The sequence below is a fragment of the Pseudothauera nasutitermitis genome, from assembly GCF_004801295.1.
Taxonomy (GTDB): domain Bacteria; phylum Pseudomonadota; class Gammaproteobacteria; order Burkholderiales; family Rhodocyclaceae; genus Pseudothauera; species Pseudothauera nasutitermitis.
Window position 1 is genome coordinate 142043 of sequence record NZ_SSOC01000006.1, and the last position, 17396, is coordinate 159438.

A 17396-nucleotide genomic window follows, 5' to 3' on the forward strand; every position below is an offset into this window, starting at 1 on the left:
CGGGCGCCGGCCCGTTCAGCCGGGCGTTTGGGCGACCGTTGCGAACAGGTTCGGGTCGCCGCTGGCGATGGCCAGCATCAGCAGCACACGCGCCTGCAGCGCGGAGCACCAGCCGGCCGCCTGCAGCGCCGGGTAGGTCCGGCGCGCGGTGACCGGGCCGGCGGCCACGCGGCTGGCGCGTACCAGTTGCAGGCCGGCACCGGCGGCGCGCTCGACGGCGGGCAGCCAGGTGTCCGGCAGGCTGCCGTTGCCGGGCAGGGCGAGCACTACGCCGGCGGCACCGGCGTGGATCAGGGCGTCGAGCAGTCGCGGGTCGGCACCGGCGGAGACGTGCAGCACTTCCACCCAGGGCAGGGCTTCCAGGCGGTCGAGTACGCCGCGCGGCAAGGCGGCGGCGCCGGGTGCGCTGCCGGTGCGCAGGCGGGTGGGCGGCGCGGCCAGTCCCAGCGGGCCGGCCTGCGGGGCGCGGAAGGCGGCCGGGCGGATGGTGTGGGCCTTGGCGAAGTCGTCGGCGCCGAACACCTCGCCGCCCAGCGCGAGCAGCACGCCGGGGCCGTGGAAGGCGGGGCTGGCCGCTACGCCCACGGCTTCCCAGAGGTTCATCGGCCCGTCGGCGGACAGCGCGGTGGACGGGCGCATGGCGGCGGTCATCACCACCGGTTTGTCACCGTGCACGGCCAGATGCAGGAACCAGGCGGTTTCTTCCAGCGTGTCGGTGCCGTGGGTGATCACGACGCCGCCGATGGTGGGATCGTCGCGCAGGGCCTGCACGCGGCGGGCGAGCTGCGGCCAGTGCGGTGGGCCGATGTCCTTGCTGTCCAGGTTGAACAGCTGTTCGGCGCGGATTTCCGCCAGTTCGCCGAGTTGCGGAACGGCGGCGAGCAGGGCATGCGCGCCGAGCGCCCCGGCAGCATAGCCAGTGGTGTCGGTGGCCGAGGCGGCGGCACCGGCGATGGTGCCGCCGGTGGCGACCAGCGCGACGACGGGGCGTGCGGGCAGGCCGGTGCTCATTCGCGGCGCGGGGCGGTGAGCACTTCCGGGCGCAGCACGCGTTCGAGCGCTTCCTTGTCCATCAAGCCCTTTTCCAGCACCAGCTCGGCCACGCTGCGTCCGCTGCGCAGCGCCTCGCGCGCGGCCCAGGTGGAATTCTCGTAGCCGATGTGCGGGTTGAGCGCGGTGGCGAGTCCCGCCGAGGTGCGCACGCGTTCGGCGAGCAGGTCGCGGTTGGCGGTGATGCCGCGCACGCAGTTCTCGGCGAGCGTGCGGCAGCCGGCTTCCAGGTGCTCGATGCTCTTGAACAGCGAGTGGCCGATGATCGGCTCGAAGGCGTTGAGCTGGAGCTGTCCGCCTTCCGAGGCCAGGGTGATGGTGACGTCGTTGCCGATGACCTCGTAGGCGATCTGGTTGACCACTTCCGGGATGATCGGGTTGACCTTGCCGGGCATGATCGACGAGCCGGCCGCGCGCTCGGGCAGGTTGATCTCGTTGAAGCCGGCCTGTGGGCCGCTGGACAGCAGGCGCAGGTCGTTGCAGATCTTCGACAGCTTGCAGGCGATGCGCTTGAGCACGCCGGAAAGCTGCACGAAGGCGCCGGTGTCCTGGGTGGCCTCGATGAGATTCTCGGCCGGCGTCAGGGTGACGCCGGAAAGCTCGGAGAGGAATTCGGTGGCCATCTTGGCGTAGCGGATGTCGGTGTTGATGCCGGTACCGATGGCCGTCGCCCCCAGGTTGATTTCCTGGATCAGCGCGATGGCCTCGCGCAGGCGGGCGATGTCCTCGCCCATCATCACCGCGTAGGTGGAGAATTCCTGGCCCAGCGTCATCGGCACCGCGTCCTGCAGCTGGGTGCGGCCGATCTTCAGCACGTCGGCGAATTCGGCGGCCTTGGCGGCGAAGGCCTCGCGCAGCGTCTGCATGGCCTCGAGCAGGCCCTGGATGGCGAACACCACGGCGAGCTTGAGCGCGGTGGGGTACACGTCGTTGGTGCTCTGGCTCATGTTGACGTGGTTGATCGGGTGCAGCTCCTTGTAGTGGCCCTTGGGCCAGCCGAGCTTTTCCAGCGCCAGGTTGGCGATCACCTCGTTGGCGTTCATGTTGGTGGAGGTGCCCGCGCCGCCCTGGATCACGTCCACGACGAACTGGTTGTGCAGTCGGCCTTCGGCGATTTCGTGGCAGGCATCCTCGATGGCCCGGTGGCGCGAGGCGTCGAGCTGGCCGAGCTGGTTGTTGGCGCGCGCGGCGGCCTGCTTGACCAGCGCCAGGGCGCGCACCAGTTCGGGGTAGGAGCCGATCGCCTTGCCGGTGATGGGGTAGTTTTCCAGCGCGCGCAGGGTGTGGATGCCCCAGTAGGCATCGGCCGGAACGTCGCGTTCGCCGAGCAGGTCGTGCTCCAGGCGGGTGGGTCGGTTCATCGTTCTTCCTCCTCGTGGTCGGGCGGTGTCGCCGCCCCGCTCGCAGTGTAGCGGAAGGTTTGCCGCGCGGCCCGTCGATGACATGGCCCTGACGGCGCGGGGGCGCCTATACAATGGCGCATCGCAATCGATGCCTTGGGGGGAAGGGGATGCGCGCGAGGTCGCGCCAGTCGATGGGCCTGGCCGTGCTCCTGGTGGTGGGGCTGGCGGCTGCCGCGCTGGGGCTGCTGGTCGGCACGCTGGCCAGTGAAAGCCTGCTGGAGCGCTGGCGCGCCGAACGCCTGAGCGAACTGGGCGGCATCCGCGCGCGGCTGGAGGGCGCGTTGAGCGGTGCGACCAACCTGACCGCCGGGCTGGTGGCCGACGTGGCGATGGAAGGCGGCATCGATCCGCACAAGTTCGCCCGCCATGCCCGCGAACTGATGACCGAGCGCTCCCTGCTGCGCAACATCGCCCTGGCGCCGGACAACGTGATCGCCATGATGTATCCGATGCAGGGCAACGAAGCCGCGCTGGGCCTGGATCTGCTCAACCATCCGCAGCAGGGCGTGTCGACCCGGCGCATGCTGGAAATCCGCGGCCCGGTGCTCGCCGGGCCGCTGGATCTGGCCCAGGGCGGGCGCGCACTGATCCACCGCGTGCCGATCTACCGCAGCCCGGCGGACGGCTTGCCGCGCAGCGGGGACTACTGGGGGCTGATGAGCACCCCGGTGGATTTCGACGGTCTGCTGCGCGAGGCCGGCTTGCTCGACCATCGCCTGTCCTACCGCATCGCCCTGCGCGGGGTGGATGGCCTGGGCGAGGGCGGCGCGGTATTCTGGGGCGACGCGGCCCTGTTCGACGATCCCGACGCCTTCCTGCTCGACGTGCGCGTGCTCGAGGGCAGTTGGCGCATGGCGGCCCGGCCGCTGGGCGCGCCGGCCGGGCTGGAAGGCATCGTCTGGGGTTCGCGCATCCTTTCCCTGCTGCTCGCCGTGCTGACCATCGCGCTGGTCTACAAGATCGACCGGGTGAATCGCCGGCTGGCCGATTCCGAGCAGTTGCACCGCGAAACGGCCGAGCAGCTGCAGGACGTGCTGTTCCGCACCGACGAGCGCCAGCGCGTGACCTACCTCAGCCCGGCGTGGACCCCGCTCAGCGGACGCGAGCCGGAAGACTGCCTGGGCGTGCCGTGGAGCACGCTGCTGCATCCCGCCGATTCGCCGCGTGCGCGGCGCACCTATACCGATTTCATCGCGGCGCGGGCGGGCGACTACGATGAATCCTTCCGCCTGCAGGACGGCGAGGGCCGCGTGCGCGAGGTGCAGGTGCGCGCCGCGCTGCACCGCGACGCCGGCGAAGAGGTGGCCGGCACGGTCGGGGTGATCATGGACGTCACCGAGCGCAAGCGCCTGGAGGCCCGCCTGGAGGTGGCCGCGCGCATGTTCGAGCGCAGCGGCGAGGGCATCGTGGTGTTCGACGGCGACGGGCGCATCCAGTCGGTCAACCCCGCGTTCACGCGCATCACCGGCTATGCCGCCGGCGAGATGATCGGCACCCGCCGCGACCCGTTCGCCCGGCCGGACGGGCAGGAAGGCGTGCTGGAGCCATTGCGCCTCGAATGGGGCGAGGGCGATTTCTGGCAGGGCGAGGTCGATGGCGTGCGGCGCGACGGCACGTGCTACCCGATGGCGCTGTCAGTGACCGCGGTGCGCGACGAAAACGGCGTGCTGACCGAACGGGTGGCGATCTTCTCCGACATCAGCGAGCGCCGCGCCACGCTGGAGCATGTGCGCCACCTCGCGCTGCACGACAGCCTTACCGGCCTGGCCAACCGCGTGCTGCTGGCCAGCCGCTTCGAGCAGGGTGCCGCGCTGGCGCGCCGCGAAGGGCACGGCATGGCACTGTTGTACTTCGACCTGGACGGCTTCAAGCCGCTCAACGACCGCTACGGGCACGAGGCCGGCGACCGCATGCTGCGCCACGTGGCCGCCCAGCTCACCGAGGAAGTGCGCCAGAGCGACACCGTGGCGCGCGTGGGCGGCGACGAGTTCGCCGTGCTGCTCGGCCGCATGGGTACGCTGGCCGATGCCGAGAAGGTCGCCGCCAAGGTGGTCGAGGCGCTCGCCCAGCCGCTGGTCTGGCACGGCGAGCAGTTGCGCGTCGGGGTGAGCATCGGCATCGGCCTGTATCCGCTGCACGGCGAGACGCTGGACGAACTGATGCGCGTGGCCGACCGTGCGATGTACCAGGCCAAGACGGACGGCAACGGCGGCTGGCGGGTGGCGCGCCCGGCATGAGCGGGCGTCGTGAAGACGACGCGTCAGTCCGGCCGGGTTTCGGCTTCCTGCTGTTGCAGCGCCCACATGCGCGTGTAGTGGCCGCCGCGTGCGAGCAACTGGAGATGGGTGCCGCGCTCGACGATTTCGCCCTGGTCGAGCACGAGGATTTCGTCGGCGTTCATCACCGTGGACAGGCGGTGGGCGATGACCAGCGCGGTGCGCCCGGCGGCGGCCAGTTCCAGTTGGGCCTGGATGGCTTTCTCGGTCTTCGAGTCGAGCGCCGAGGTGGCCTCGTCGAAGATCAGGATGGCCGGATTCTTCAGCAGCGCGCGGGCGATCGCCACGCGCTGCTTCTCGCCGCCGGAGAGCTTCAGCCCGCGCTCGCCCACGCGGGTGTCGTAGCCGTCCGGCAGGCGGGCGACGAAATCGCCGAGCTGGGCGGCGGCGGCCGCCGCCTCCACTTCCGCGCGGCTGGCCTGAGGGCGGCCGTACTGGATGTTGTAGAACAGCGTGTCGTTGAACAGTACGGTGTCCTGCGGGACGATGCCGATGGCCGCGCGCAGGCTGCTCTGGGTGAGTTCGCGGATGTCCTGCCCGTCGATGCGGATGGCGCCGCCCTGCACGTCGTAGAAGCGGTACAGCAGGCGGGCCAGGGTGGATTTGCCCGAGCCGGAATGGCCGACCACCGCCACCGTGTGCCCGGCCGGCACCTCGAAGCTTACGCCGTGCAGGATCGTGCGCCGGGGATCGTAGCCGAAGCGCACGTCGTCGAAGCGCAGCGCCGCCGGGCCGGGGGCCAGGGCGTGCGCGCCCGGCGCGTCGGCGACCTCGCGGTCCACATCGAGCAGAGAGAACATGCGCTCGATGTCGGTGAGCGCCTGGCGCAGCTCGCGGTAGATCACTCCGAGGAAGTTCAGCGGAATCGACAATTGCAGCATGAAGGCGTTGACCAGCACGATGTCGCCCAGCGTCATGCCGCCGTCGGCCACGCGCACGGCGGCCTGCCACATCATCACTGTCACGCCCACCGCCAGGATCACCGCCTGACCGAGGTTGAGCAGCGCCAGCGACTGCTGCGAGACGGTCTGCGCGTGGATCCACTTCTTCAACTGCTCGTCGTAGCGCGTGGCCTCGAAGGCCTCGTTGTTGAAGTACTTGACCGTCTCGAAGTTGAGCAGGCTGTCGATGGCGCGTGAGTTGGCCGCCGAATCGAGTTCGTTGGCGCGCCGGCGCAGCGCGGTGCGCCAGTTGGTGACCACCACGGTGAAGCCGATGTAGGCGCTCAGGGTGATCGTGGTAACCAGCGCGAAGATGCTGTCGTAATGGATCAGCAGGATGCCGATCACCAGCAGGATCTCCACCAGCGTGGGCAGGATGGAATACAGCGTGTAGCTGATCAGCGCGTTGATCGAGCGCGTGCCGCGTTCGATGTCGCGCGTCAGGCCGCCGGTCTGGCGTTCCAGGTGGAAGCGCAGGCTGAGCCCGTGCAGGTGGCGGAAGACCTGCAGCGAGATGGCCCGCACGGCTTCCTGGGTGACGCGCACGAAGACGAATTCGCGCAGTTCGGTGAACAGCGAGGAGGAAAAGCGCAGCACGCCGTAGGCCAGCAGCAGGGCGGCCGGCACCACCACGTAGGCCTGCCCGGTGGTCAGGCCGAGGGCGTCGATGAGGTGCTTGAACACCAGGGGCACCGAAACGTTGGCGCCCTTGGCGGCGATCAGACAGGCGAGCGCGAACAGTACCCGGCCCTTGTAGGCCCACAGGTAGGGAAACAGGCTTTTCAGGGTCTGCCAGTCGCGCCGCTCGGAGGTGGCCGCTGCGGGCGGCGGGAGGGAGGCGGCGTTACGCATGCGGCGATTCTACCTCCGCCGCGCGGGTCAGCCCTGCGGTTTCGGCAGCGGCGGCAGGCCGATGAGCTGCAGCCATTCGCGCAGTTCGGCCAGTCCGGCGCTGGTCAATTCCGCCATGTCCGCTTCTTCCAGTTCGAGCATCGCCGCGCGCAGATAGACGATGCCACCGCCCCCGGCTTCCGGCGCCAGCGCGGTGGACGCCACGCCGGCGGCCAGCTGCAGCACGCCGGCCAGCAGATAGGGGCGAGAATCGGGCTCGAAGCCGCCGCCTTCGGGGTCGCGCTGCCAATACACCACGTCGGCCAGTTCGGTGGGGACGCCCCAGTCGGCCAGCAGCACCGCCGACAGTTCGTGGTGGTCGAAACCGAAGGCCTGCTGTTCGAGCAGTTGCAGCGGTACGCCGCGTTCGGCGGCGCGTGCCAGCACGGTGCCGTACTCGTCCGGCGCGGCGGTGGCGAAGGCCAGCCGGCCGATGCCGGCGAGCAGGCCGAGCACGAAGGCCTCGCCCGGGCGGAACTGGCGGAAATGCGCGGCCAGGCGGTCCATCAGCACGGCGGTGTACAGCGATTCGGTCCAGAACATCTGGTAGTTGAAGTGCGTGCAGCGCGGCCGCGCGTGGTCGCGGATCATCGACAGCGCCAGCGCGTGTGCGCGCACCATCTGCATGCCTGCGCGCACCACCGCGCGCTTGAGGTCGAGGGTGCGCTCGATGCCGCCGAAGCGCGCGGCGTTGGCCGCGCGCAGCACGAAGCCGGTGAGCGCCGGATCGGTCTGGATGACGCGCACGGTCTCGTCGATGCTTGCCTCGGGGTCGCGCGCCAGTTCGATCAGGCGCAGCGCGGCGCCCTTCGGGCTGGGCAGCGCTTCGGCGTCGAGCAGGAAGCGGCGGATCTGGTCGCGCGTGACATCCGGGTCGCGCGGCGCGGAGGCGGCGGGTGTGCTCATGATCTGTTCTCGTGGCGTTCCAGCGCGTCGTCAACGATGCGGTCGAGCACTGCGTTGTGATCGGCGCGGGTGGCCTCGCCGGTGGCGAAGCGGCGCGCCAGTTCGTCCCGGGTCAGCGCCACGGCGCGTTGACCCTGGCGGTTGGCGAACAGGTACAGCGTGCGGGCGGGGCTGATCCAGGTGAGGCGCACGCGGCGCACCGCGCCGTCGGTTTCGCGCAATTCCAGCCAGTCGCCGCGCGCGAGCAGGCCGAGTTCCAGGCTGGTGTCGCTTTCCGGTTCGGGGGCCGCGTCGCCTTGATAGGCCAGCCGCCGTTCGGCGGCGGGCACCTGCGGCACCGGGGCGACGGCCATGCCGGTGCGCACGGCGGCGGCGTGCAGGCGGGCGAGTTCCCCCAGGAAGGCGTCGCGCGCGGTGGCCTGCGTACTGTCCGGCGGAAGGGCTTCGCGCAGGCCGCGCAGCAGCGGGTCGAGCAGGCGCGCGAGGCGTTCACGTTCTTCCGCGCTGTGCTTGGGACGCACGCTCCAGACCAGGTCCTGGAGCAGCGCACGGGCGTGGCGCCAGGCCGGCGCGTCGGGGCCGCCGTCCAGCCAGGCGCGGGTGAGAATCTCCGGCCAGGCGGTGTCGAGGAAGGTGCGCAGGCTGTCCGGCAGGGAGGCGTCGGTGACCAGCGGGGCCAGTTCCTGATCGGCGGCGCGGCGCGCGAGCTGCTGGCGTTCGCGCTCCTCGAGGCGTCCCGTGAGCGTGGCGGCGCGCTCGTCGGCATCGCGTTCCTGCCTGCTCAGCCAGCTTTCCAGCGCGTCATGGCAGGCGGCGAAGAGCGCCGGCGAGGCGTTCCGCTCGCGTTCGATGCGTTCGATCAGTGCGCTGGCCTCGCGGTACAGCGAGCTGTCCGGGGTGAGTTCCCCATCCCAGGTGGCGCCGGCGAGCGCCAGCAGGTTGAGCAGCCGGCGCGCGGGGTGGTCGCGTTCGGCGAAGAAATCGTGGTCGTTCAAGGCGAGCTGCAGCATCGGCAGCTGCAGGCGGCCGATCAGCGACTTGATGGCCGGGGGCAGCGATATGCTGTTGAACAGGTGCTCGAAAAGCGTGGCGACGACGTCGAGGACGATCCGGTCGGCCTCGGCCACGACCTTGCCCAGGCCGGCGCCGAGCAGCGCGCGGATCTGGTTGGCGGGAGCATGGGGGCCGTGTTCGAGCGCGAAGCTGCGGCCGCCGTATTGCAGCGCGCCTGCGCCGAGCCGTGCCTCCGCCAGTGCATCGGGCAGCGCGGCATCGCGCCGGTCGGAGCGCGGCGGCGCGGCGGGGGCCCCCTGCGCGGCGGAGGTGCCGGGAGCGGGACGGCCGCCGGGGCGCAGCGGCGGATCGGCTTCGCCGTCGCGGCTCGGATCGATGAGCAGGGCGTCGGCCTGGAAGAGCAGTTCGGGCAGCGCGGCGGCCAGGTCGGTGGCCAGCATGCGCACGATGCGCGCCCGGTTCTCCAGCGCGCCGCCCAGCGATGAACAGGCATCCAGCAGGGCCTCGCAGACGGCTGCCGGACCGAAGGGGTCGGCGCTCGCATCGAGTTCTTCCCGGCCGAGCAGCAGCGCCACGCGCGGACGCAGGCGCCCCAGCACGGCGGCACAGCGGGCTTCCAGCGGGGTGCTGAGGGCCTGCGTTTCGGGGGAAATTTCCACGCTGCCGGGGGCGAACAGCTGGAACGCGGGCAGCAGGCATTCCCCTTCATCGGCGCCGTCATCCGGCAGCGTGGAGCTTTCCGTGCGGCGCCGGTAGGCAGCCTCGAACGCGCTGGCGAACCTGGCCGGCAGGTCGCGCGCGAGCGCGCGAAGCTGGTACTGCGCTTCCAGCCATTGCAGCGAGGCGGCGAGTTCGGAGGTCGCCTTGCGCTGCGCGCCCAGTTCGGCGTCGATGCGCGCGGCGGAAGCCTCCAGCGTGGCCGACAACTGGCGGACGTAGCGTTCACGGCAGGCCGCGAGCAGTTCGGCGAACGACTTGAACGGCGTCGTGCGCGGTACGGCTGGAGGCATGCTGGGATCGGTCACTTGCCTGCTCGCGGAGGATCGGGCGCCGACGCGGAAATGCGCCGGGCGGCGGTGGAGGTGTGTGCAAGGTGAATATTGCCTGCCGTTCCATCCGGCGTCCACCGTGCGGGGTGTCGGGGGCACGGGTTATCCCGGCCTTGACATTCGCAAGACGTACGATCATATTCAAACGAACGTTCGAATCATGCTCCCGCGAACCATCCACGGGGGACATGGCGAAAGCGTTGCAACACCCGAAATCATACAAAAGACCTAAAAGCACACCTTCCGCCGGCACCAACCGGCATCACAGGAGGAGACAAATGTATCGGAACCCGCATCAACGGGCCGTTCCGCGGCCCTGCCTTCGTCCCGCCGTACTCGGTGCCGCGGTGGCGCTGGCGGTGGGCGGCACTGCACCGGCGCATGCCTTCGAGTTTTCCGGCGCCGATGGCGAACTCACCGGCAGCTTCGACACCACCCTCTCGATCGGCGGCCTGTGGCGCATGCAGGACCGCGAGAAATCCCTGATCAGCATCGCCAATGGCGGCACGTCGCGCGATCCGAACTCGGACGACGGCAACCTGCGCTACAAGAAGGGCGAACTGGTCTCGCTGGCCGTCAAGGCCACCCATGATCTGGAACTGCGCTACCGCAACTACGGCGCCTTCGTGCGTGCCTCGTACTTCTACGACGACGCGATCATGGGCAAGAGCGGCCTGCATTCGTCGGCGCGGCGCGAGGCGGGGCGCGATGCGGAAATCCTCGACGCCTACGTGCGCGGCGCCTTCGAGATCGGCGGGCGCAGCCTCAACGTGCGCGCCGGCCGCCAGGTGGTGAGCTGGGGCGAGAGCACCTTCATCCAGAACGGCATCAACGTGCTCAATCCGATCAACGTCACCCGCCTGCGCGTGCCGGGCGCCGAATTGAAGGAAGGCCTGATTCCCACCGGCATGCTGTGGGCCTCGCAGGAACTGACCGACAACCTGTCGCTGGAAGCGGTGTGGATCGCGGAGTGGAAGGAAACCAAGATCGAGCCGGTGGGTACCTTCTTCAGCACCAATGATTTCGTCGCCACGGGGGGCAACATCGCCTACACCGGCTTCGGGCGGAGAAAGGACGGGAATGCGGCACCCGCGATGTTCGGCCTGGACCCCACTGCGCAACTCTTCGCTCCCCGTTCGAAGGATCGGGAGCCCAGTGATGGCGGCGAATACGGGATTTCGCTGCGCTGGTTCGTGCCGGAGCTGAACAACACCGAATTCGGCTTCTATCACGTCAATTACCACAGCCGTACGCCCTATGTTTCGGGCTATCGCGGCGGTATCAGCGTCCATTCGACGCCGATTTCCGGCTGCACGGTGTTCGACGCGCCGCTCGCCTCTGTGGCGGGCCTTCCGACTGCTTGTGCCTTCGCGGCCGGGCGGGCGGGATCCTACTTCGTCGATTACCCGAAGAACATCAAGCTGTTCGGTTTGAGTTTCAACACGGAGGGGCCGGCCGGCATCGCCTTGCAGGGCGAGTACTCCTATCGCAAGAACCAGCCCCTGCAACTGCCTTCCGCCGATTTGCTGAACGCGGCCCTGGGCCTGGGCAACCAGATCACCACGACCAACCCGATCGATGCCCAGGCGGTGCCCTACGGCACCGAGATCAAGGGCTACCGCCGGGTGAAGATGCATCAGGTGCAATTCACCGGTACCAAGGCACTGCCGCGCGTGCTGGGCGCCGAGCAGATGGTGATGGTCGGCGAGGTCGGCTACACCTATCTCGATCTGCCCTCCAATCTCAAATTCGCCGCGCCGGGCTGCCATCTGCCCCAGGTTGGCTCGGAAGCCAGTTCGGCCTTCGGTTCGACCTCCGCTGGCTGCTTCATGACCCGCAACTCCTGGGGCTACCGTCTGGTCGGCCGGCTGGACTACAACAACCTGATCGACGGGGCCACCGTGTCGCCCCGGCTGGCGTTCTCCCATGACGTCAGCGGCCGCAGCCCGACCTTCAACGAAGGCGCCAAGGCGCTGACCCTGGGGCTGGGGGTGAACTACCGGCAGAACTGGCAGGCCGACATCGCCTACACCAGCTTCTTCGGCGGCAAGAAGATCAAAGGGACCGATCCGGGCGCTGCGTCGCCGCAGTTTCCCGCCGGACAGGCCGCCACCTACGCCAGCCACACCAATCCGCTCGTCGACCGCGATTTCCTCTCGGTCAGCGTGAGCTATTCGTTCTGACCGACGCACGGACACCAGGAGACAGGAACCATGCGCAATTCCCTCACGATCCTCGGCGCCGCGCTGGCGCTGGCTTTCGTACCCGCCGCCCACGCCGAGGTGAGCGCGGCGCAGGCCGCCGAACTGGGCAAGAGCCTGACCCCGCTGGGCGCCGAGCGCGCCGGCAATGCGGCGGGCACCATTCCCGCATGGGATGGCGGGCTGACCAAGCCGCCGGGGGCGCACACCTCCGGCGACCACTACGCCGACCCGTTCGCCGCAGACCAGCCGCTGTTGGAGATCACCGCAGCCAACGCCGCGCAGCATCAGGACAAGCTCACCCCGGGGCAACTGGCGCTGCTCAACACCTATCCGACCTGGAAGATAAAGGTGTATCCGACGCGGCGCAGCGCGGCCTTCCCGCAGGGGCATTACGACCAGACCGTAGCCAATGCCACCAAGGTCAAGCTGGCGGACAACGGCAGCAGCTTCAGCGGGACCACCGGCGGGATTCCCTTCCCCATCCCGCAGAACGGCATGGAAGCAATCTGGAACCACCTGGCGCGCTATCGCGGCGAGGCCTACGCGATGAACTGGAGCCAGGCGGCGGTGACCCGCACGGGCAGCTACACGCCGGTGCGCTTCGAGTACGAGTACGACTTCCACTACGGCAGCCTGACCAAGAGCGATGCCGAGCGCGAGCCCAACAAGCTGTTCAACTTCCTGCAGACGGTGACCGCGCCGGCCCGCCTGGCCGGGCAGATCCTGCTGGTGCATGAGTTCCTCGACTCGCGCCAGGCGTGGACCTACAACCCCGGCCAGCGCCGCGTACGCCTGGCGCCCAACGTGTCCTACGACAACCCGGGCACGGCGGCCGACGGCCTGCGCACCAACGACGACTTCATCATGTTCAACGGCGCCATCGACCGTTACGACTGGAAGCTCGTCGGCAAGCAGGAAATCTACGTGCCGTACAACTCGTACAAGCTGGTCGGCAACCAGGTGAAGATGGCCGACGTGCTGATGGCCGGCCACCTCAACCCGGAACACGCGCGCTACGAGCTGCACCGCGTGTGGGTGGTGGAGGCCACGCTCAAGCAGGGCACCAGCCACATCTACCACCGCCGCACGTTCTACATCGACGAGGACTCGTGGATGATCGTGGTGGCCGACAAGTACGACTCGCGCGGCCAGCTGTGGCGGGTGTCGGAGCAGCACAACATCAACTTCTACGACGTGCCGATGCAGTATCCCTCGCTGGAGGTGCACCACGACCTGCAGTCCGGGCGCTACATCGCCATGGGCCTGCGCAACGACGAGCCGCGCCTCTACCAGCAGGCGGATCGCCGCTCGGCGCGCTTCACCCCGGCCGGCCTGCGCGACCTGGGCACGCGTTGAGCCGCTGACCGCCATGCGCCCGCTCGTCCCGCCTCGGCGTTCTTCGACGGGGCGGGGCGCCGCCCGCCCGCCGACGCTGTCGGCGGGGAGGCCGACGGCCGGGCGCAAACCGGCGCCTTCCCGAGCGCAAGCCGCTGGCGATGCGCCGAGCAGATTTTCCCTTCCACGGTTTTCCATGAATCTCTATAAAGCCATCGGCGTACTGTTCGTGCTGTTCGTCGGCGCGACCGTCATGTTCGCCTTCTCCCCGCGCCACGGCGCACCCGTGCCGCCCACCGAAATCCGCATCGAGCAGTTGCTGATGCTTGATGCCGCCTTGCTCGAGGACGGCCGTCTGGTCGCGGCGGGCGAGCGCGGCCGCATCTTCTACTCCGACGATGGCGGCGCGTACTGGCAGACGGCGGCCAGCCCGACCGAAGCCACGCTGACCGCGCTGAGCTTCACCGACGCCCGGCACGGTGTGGCGGTCGGGCACGACGCGGTGGTGCTGCGCACCGAGGATGGCGGGACGACCTGGCAGTTGGTGGCGGAAGACCCGCAGGCCGAAGCCCCCTTGCTCGCGGTGCGCATGGAAGCCGACGGGCGCGGGCTGGCGGTGGGCGCCTACGGCAGCGCGCTGGCCAGCGCGGACGGCGGCGCGCATTGGGAGCCGGTGACCTTGGCGGACGACGACCGGCACTTCAACGCGCTGGCCGCGCTGCCGGACGGCACGCTGCTGCTCGCCGGCGAGGCCGGTCTGCTGATGCGCTCGGACGACGGCGGGGAGAACTGGGCGGCGCTGGAGTCGCCCTACAACGGTTCCTTCTTCGGCCTGCTGACGCTGCCCGGCGACGTGGTGCTGGCCTACGGCATGCGTGGCCACATCTTCCGCTCGGAAGACCGTGGCGAACATTGGGAAGAGGTGGATTCCGGCATCGAGGCTACCCTGTTCGGCGGCCGCGTGCTGGACGACGGGCGCGTGGTGCTGGCCGGCCAGGCCGGCACGGTGCTGGTCGGCGATGCGCAGGGGCGCGGCTTCGCGCCGGGCGGGAATGACGATACCGGTGTGTATGGCGCGGTGCTGCCGCGCGCCGGTGGATTGCTGCTGTTCGGCGAGGGCGGCGTGCGCCGGATGGCGATGGAAGGGAACGGGGGAAGCAAACAATGAAGGCCAATCGTCTCGTCCAGGCCTTCGGCCATGTGCTGTTCCGCCAGCGCAAGCTGTTCCTCGCGTTGTTCGTGCTGCTCACCGTGCTGCTGGGCTGGTCGGCATCGAACCTGAAGGTGGATGCCGGGTTCGAGAAGATGATTCCGCTCGAACACCCCTACATGAAGACCTTCATGGACTACCGCAGCACCTTTGGCGGCGCCAACCGCGTGCTGGTCGTGCTGCGCCAGAAGCAGGGCGACATCTACACGCCCGAATTCTTCAGCGCGCTGAAGGGACTCACCGACGACGTGTTCTTCCTGCCCGGCGTGGATCGCGCCACGGTGACCTCGCTGTTCACCCCCAACGTGCGCTACATCGAGGTGGTGGAGGAAGGCTTCGCCGGCGGCAACGTGATTCCCGCCGACTTCGCCGGCACCCCGGAAGACCTCGTGCAGGTGCGCGAGAACGTGCTGAAATCCGGCCGTCTGGGGCGCCTGGTGGCCAACGACCACAGCGCCGCGCTGATCAGCGCCGAACTGCTGGAAATCGACCCGACCACCGGTGCGCGCCTGGACTACCTGGCCGTGGCCGACCTCCTGGAAGAACTGCGCGCGCGCTACGAACAGGCGGGCTTCGAGGTGAACATCATCGGCTTCGCCAAGGCCGTCGGCGACATCACCGATGGCGCGCGCGGCGTGCTGGTGTTCTTCGCCGTCACCATCGTGGTGACCGGGCTGCTGCTGTACGCCTACGTCGGCTCGGCGCGGCTGGCGGGGCTGGGCGTGCTGTGCGCCCTGGTGCCGGTGGTCTGGCAACTCGGCATCCTGCCGCTGGTGGGCTTCGGCATCGATCCGATGTCCATCCTGGTGCCCTTCCTGATCTTCTCCATCGGCATCAGCCATGCGGTACAGATGGTCAATGCCTGGAAGATCGAGGCCGAACATGGCGCGGACGGGCTCACCGCGGCCAACAACGCCTTCCTCAAACTGTTCCTGCCCGGCGCCACCGCGCTGACCACCACGGCGCTCGGCTTCCTGGTGATCCTGTTCATCGACATCGCCATGGTGCAGGAACTGGCCCTGACCGCGGCGATCGGCGTGGCGCTGATCATCGTCACCAACAAGATGTTGCTTTCCGTGCTGCTTACCTGGGTGCCGGCCGAGGCGGTGCGCAGCGCGCGCCCGCGCGCCAGCGGAGAATGGCTGTGGCAGCGCCTCAAGCACTTCGCCGAGCCGCGCCGCGCGGTCTGGGTGCTGGCCGGTGCTGCGCTGCTGCTCAGCGTGGCGGCCTTGCAGGCACGCAGCGTGCAGACCGGCGATCTGGGCGACGGCATCCCCGAACTGCACGACGATTCGCGCTACAACCGCGATACCGCTGCCATCGTCGGCTCCTTCTCGATCGGCGTCGACGTGCTTTCGGTGATCGCGCAGACCCATGGCGTGGACGGCGCGTGCACCGACTTCGAGATCATGGACACGCTCGACCGCTTCGAGACGCAGATGCGCAACACCTATGGCGTGCAGGGCGTGCTCTCGCTGCCGGGCATGGCCAAGGTGGTCAACGCGGGCTGGAACGAGGGCAATCCGCGCTGGCGCGTGCTGTCGCGCGACCCCAGCGTGCTCGCCCAGTCGGTGACCCCCATCGACACCTCCACCGGGCTGCTCAACACCGACTGCAGCGCGATGCAGATCCTCATCTTCACCCGCGACCACGAGGGCCGCACCATCGCTCACATCGTCGAGGAGGTGAAGAAGTTCGCCGACGCGAATCGCTCCGAACGCCTGGATTTCCTGCTCGCCTCGGGCAACGTCGGGGTCATGGCGGCCACCAACGAGGCGGTCGACGCGGCCGAACTGAAGATCCTCGTGCTGCTGCTGCTGTCCATCGGCCTGGTGTGCTATCTGGAGTTCCGCTCGCACACCGCCACGCTGTGCATCGTGCTGCCGCTGTCGCTGGTCGCGGTGACCTGCAACGCGCTGATGGCCACGCTGGGCATCGGCCTGAAGGTGCCCACGCTGCCGGTGATCGCGCTGGGCGTGGGCATCGGCGTGGACTACGGCATCTATCTCTACGAGCGCATGCAGCACCAGCTGCGCCGTGGCGGTTCGCTGGTCAATGCCTATCTGGAAGCCCTGCGCCAGCGGGGCACGGCAACCTTGTTCACCGCCGTGGCGATGAGCATCGGCGTGGGCTCGTGGGCGTTCTCCGCGCTCAAGTTCCAGGCCGACATGGGCGTGCTGCTGGCCTTCGCCTTCCTCGCCAACATGCTGGCGGCGGTGCTGCTGCTGCCGGCGCTGGCCTCCATCCTGCTGGTTTCGCAGGATCGTCGCCGGCTGGCGGCGATGAAAAGGCTTGACGCGCGCAAATTCAAACGTACAATTAAAACGAACGTTTGATTCAGGCAATTCACTGAATCGGACGACCAGCAAGGATCCCCATGGACACTTCCTCCTCAGCCCGCCACACGCCGGAAACCCGCAGCCGCATCCTCGATGCGGCCGAGGGGCTGTTCGTCGAGCATGGCTTCGAGGCCACGTCGATGCGCATGATCACCAGCCAGGCCGGGGTCAACCTGGCGGCGGTGAATTACCACTTCGGCAGCAAGGATGCGCTGATCCAGGAAGTCTTCCGCCGCCGCCTCACCGACCTCAACCGCCAGCGCCTGGCCATGCTGGAGCGCCTGGAAAGCGAGGCGGGCGGCGCGCCGCTCAAGCCCAGCCGCATCGTCGAGGCCTTCTTTGGCACCGCGCTGGCCATGGCGGCCGATACCGAGCACGGCGGGCATACCTTCATGCGCCTGCTCGGGCGCACCTACACCGAACCCAACGCCTTCGTGCGCCAGTTCCTCGCGGAAGAGTACGCCGAGGTGCTGGAACGCTTCCTCGGCGCGCTGTACGGCGCGCTGCCGGACGTGCCGCGCGAGGAAATCCTGTGGCGCTTCCATTTCATGATGGGCGCGATGTCCTACGCCATCGCCGGCACCGACGCGCTGCAACTGTTCGCCGGCAAGTTCGACGACGCCGACCCGGCGCGCATGCTGCCCCGGCTGATGTCCTTTCTGCTCGGCGGCCTGCGCGCGCCGCTGCCCGATTACACCGGGCTGGCGGTCAAGGCGCGGCGCGGCGGCCGAGAGGCCGCATGAACGCAACCTAGATTTCGATTCGGACCACGGCGGAT

11 protein-coding genes are annotated in these 17396 nt (G+C 69.0%); 6 read left to right on the plus strand and 5 right to left on the minus strand.

What is annotated here, in order from left to right; genetic code table 11:
• Positions 1-15 precede the first annotated feature (15 nt).
• Both E6C76_RS16715 and aspA read right to left on the minus strand, forming a co-directional pair.
• Positions 16-1011: an asparaginase gene (locus tag E6C76_RS16715; protein ID WP_136349386.1), complete on the minus strand. Its 996-nt coding sequence runs from the start codon at positions 1009-1011 to the stop codon at positions 16-18.
• Positions 1008-2411, minus strand: coding sequence for an aspartate ammonia-lyase (aspA, locus tag E6C76_RS16720; protein WP_136349387.1), 1404 nt, complete (start codon positions 2409-2411; stop codon positions 1008-1010). Before aspA ends, E6C76_RS16715 begins: the two co-directional genes overlap by 4 nt.
• A gap of 149 nt (positions 2412-2560) precedes the next feature.
• Between aspA and E6C76_RS16725 the strand changes: the two genes are divergently transcribed.
• Positions 2561-4690, plus strand: a complete 2130-nt coding sequence (locus E6C76_RS16725) for a sensor domain-containing diguanylate cyclase (protein WP_168734366.1) — start codon at positions 2561-2563, stop codon at positions 4688-4690.
• Positions 4691-4713: 23 nt separating this feature from the next.
• On the opposite strand, the gene E6C76_RS16730 is transcribed toward E6C76_RS16725, so the two are convergent.
• The 3 genes from E6C76_RS16730 to E6C76_RS16740 are packed head-to-tail and all read right to left on the minus strand — an operon-like array spanning position 4714 to position 9491.
• Positions 4714-6522: an ABCB family ABC transporter ATP-binding protein/permease gene (locus E6C76_RS16730; RefSeq protein WP_136349389.1), complete on the minus strand. Its 1809-nt coding sequence runs from the start codon at positions 6520-6522 to the stop codon at positions 4714-4716.
• A gap of 27 nt (positions 6523-6549) precedes the next feature.
• Positions 6550-7467: an HDOD domain-containing protein gene (locus E6C76_RS16735; RefSeq protein WP_136349390.1), complete on the minus strand. Its 918-nt coding sequence runs from the start codon at positions 7465-7467 to the stop codon at positions 6550-6552.
• Positions 7464-9491 (minus strand): DUF1631 family protein, encoded by a 2028-nt coding sequence (locus E6C76_RS16740; RefSeq protein WP_136349391.1) that lies wholly within the window; start codon positions 9489-9491, stop codon positions 7464-7466. The genes E6C76_RS16735 and E6C76_RS16740 overlap by 4 nt, the downstream gene beginning before the upstream one ends.
• Before the next feature lie 317 nt (positions 9492-9808).
• Between E6C76_RS16740 and E6C76_RS16745 the strand changes: the two genes are divergently transcribed.
• The 5 genes from E6C76_RS16745 to E6C76_RS16765 all read left to right on the plus strand — a co-directional run bounded on the left by E6C76_RS16745 (position 9809) and on the right by E6C76_RS16765 (position 17361).
• Positions 9809-11713 (plus strand): DUF1302 domain-containing protein, encoded by a 1905-nt coding sequence (locus tag E6C76_RS16745; protein WP_136349392.1) that lies wholly within the window; start codon positions 9809-9811, stop codon positions 11711-11713.
• 30 nt (positions 11714-11743) lie between these two features.
• Positions 11744-13090 (plus strand): DUF1329 domain-containing protein, encoded by a 1347-nt coding sequence (locus tag E6C76_RS16750; protein WP_136349393.1) that lies wholly within the window; start codon positions 11744-11746, stop codon positions 13088-13090.
• Between the two features lie 175 nt (positions 13091-13265).
• Positions 13266-14237 (plus strand): WD40/YVTN/BNR-like repeat-containing protein, encoded by a 972-nt coding sequence (locus tag E6C76_RS16755; protein WP_136349394.1) that lies wholly within the window; start codon positions 13266-13268, stop codon positions 14235-14237.
• Positions 14234-16615 (plus strand): efflux RND transporter permease subunit, encoded by a 2382-nt coding sequence (locus E6C76_RS16760; RefSeq protein WP_136349395.1) that lies wholly within the window; start codon positions 14234-14236, stop codon positions 16613-16615. Before E6C76_RS16755 ends, E6C76_RS16760 begins: the two co-directional genes overlap by 4 nt.
• A 41-nt stretch (positions 16616-16656) precedes the next feature.
• On the plus strand, positions 16657-17361 hold the full coding sequence (locus E6C76_RS16765) for a TetR/AcrR family transcriptional regulator (protein ID WP_136349396.1): 705 nt from the start codon (positions 16657-16659) through the stop codon (positions 17359-17361).
• Positions 17362-17396: the final 35 nt, after the last annotated feature.

Bases quoted from the DNA above. Each gene is read 5' to 3' on its own strand.
- E6C76_RS16715 (WP_136349386.1), bottom strand. From the start codon at position 1,011: ATGAGCACCGGCCTGCCCGCACGCCCCGTCGTCGCGCTGGTCGCCACC.
- aspA (WP_136349387.1), bottom strand. From the start codon at position 2,411: ATGAACCGACCCACCCGCCTGGAGCACGACCTGCTCGGCGAACGCGAC.
- E6C76_RS16725 (WP_168734366.1), top strand. From the start codon at position 2,561: ATGCGCGCGAGGTCGCGCCAGTCGATGGGCCTGGCCGTGCTCCTGGTG.
- E6C76_RS16730 (WP_136349389.1), bottom strand. From the start codon at position 6,522: ATGCGTAACGCCGCCTCCCTCCCGCCGCCCGCAGCGGCCACCTCCGAG.
- E6C76_RS16735 (WP_136349390.1), bottom strand. From the start codon at position 7,467: ATGAGCACACCCGCCGCCTCCGCGCCGCGCGACCCGGATGTCACGCGC.
- E6C76_RS16740 (WP_136349391.1), bottom strand. From the start codon at position 9,491: ATGCCTCCAGCCGTACCGCGCACGACGCCGTTCAAGTCGTTCGCCGAA.
- E6C76_RS16745 (WP_136349392.1), top strand. From the start codon at position 9,809: ATGTATCGGAACCCGCATCAACGGGCCGTTCCGCGGCCCTGCCTTCGT.
- E6C76_RS16750 (WP_136349393.1), top strand. From the start codon at position 11,744: ATGCGCAATTCCCTCACGATCCTCGGCGCCGCGCTGGCGCTGGCTTTC.
- E6C76_RS16755 (WP_136349394.1), top strand. From the start codon at position 13,266: ATGAATCTCTATAAAGCCATCGGCGTACTGTTCGTGCTGTTCGTCGGC.
- E6C76_RS16760 (WP_136349395.1), top strand. From the start codon at position 14,234: ATGAAGGCCAATCGTCTCGTCCAGGCCTTCGGCCATGTGCTGTTCCGC.
- E6C76_RS16765 (WP_136349396.1), top strand. From the start codon at position 16,657: ATGGACACTTCCTCCTCAGCCCGCCACACGCCGGAAACCCGCAGCCGC.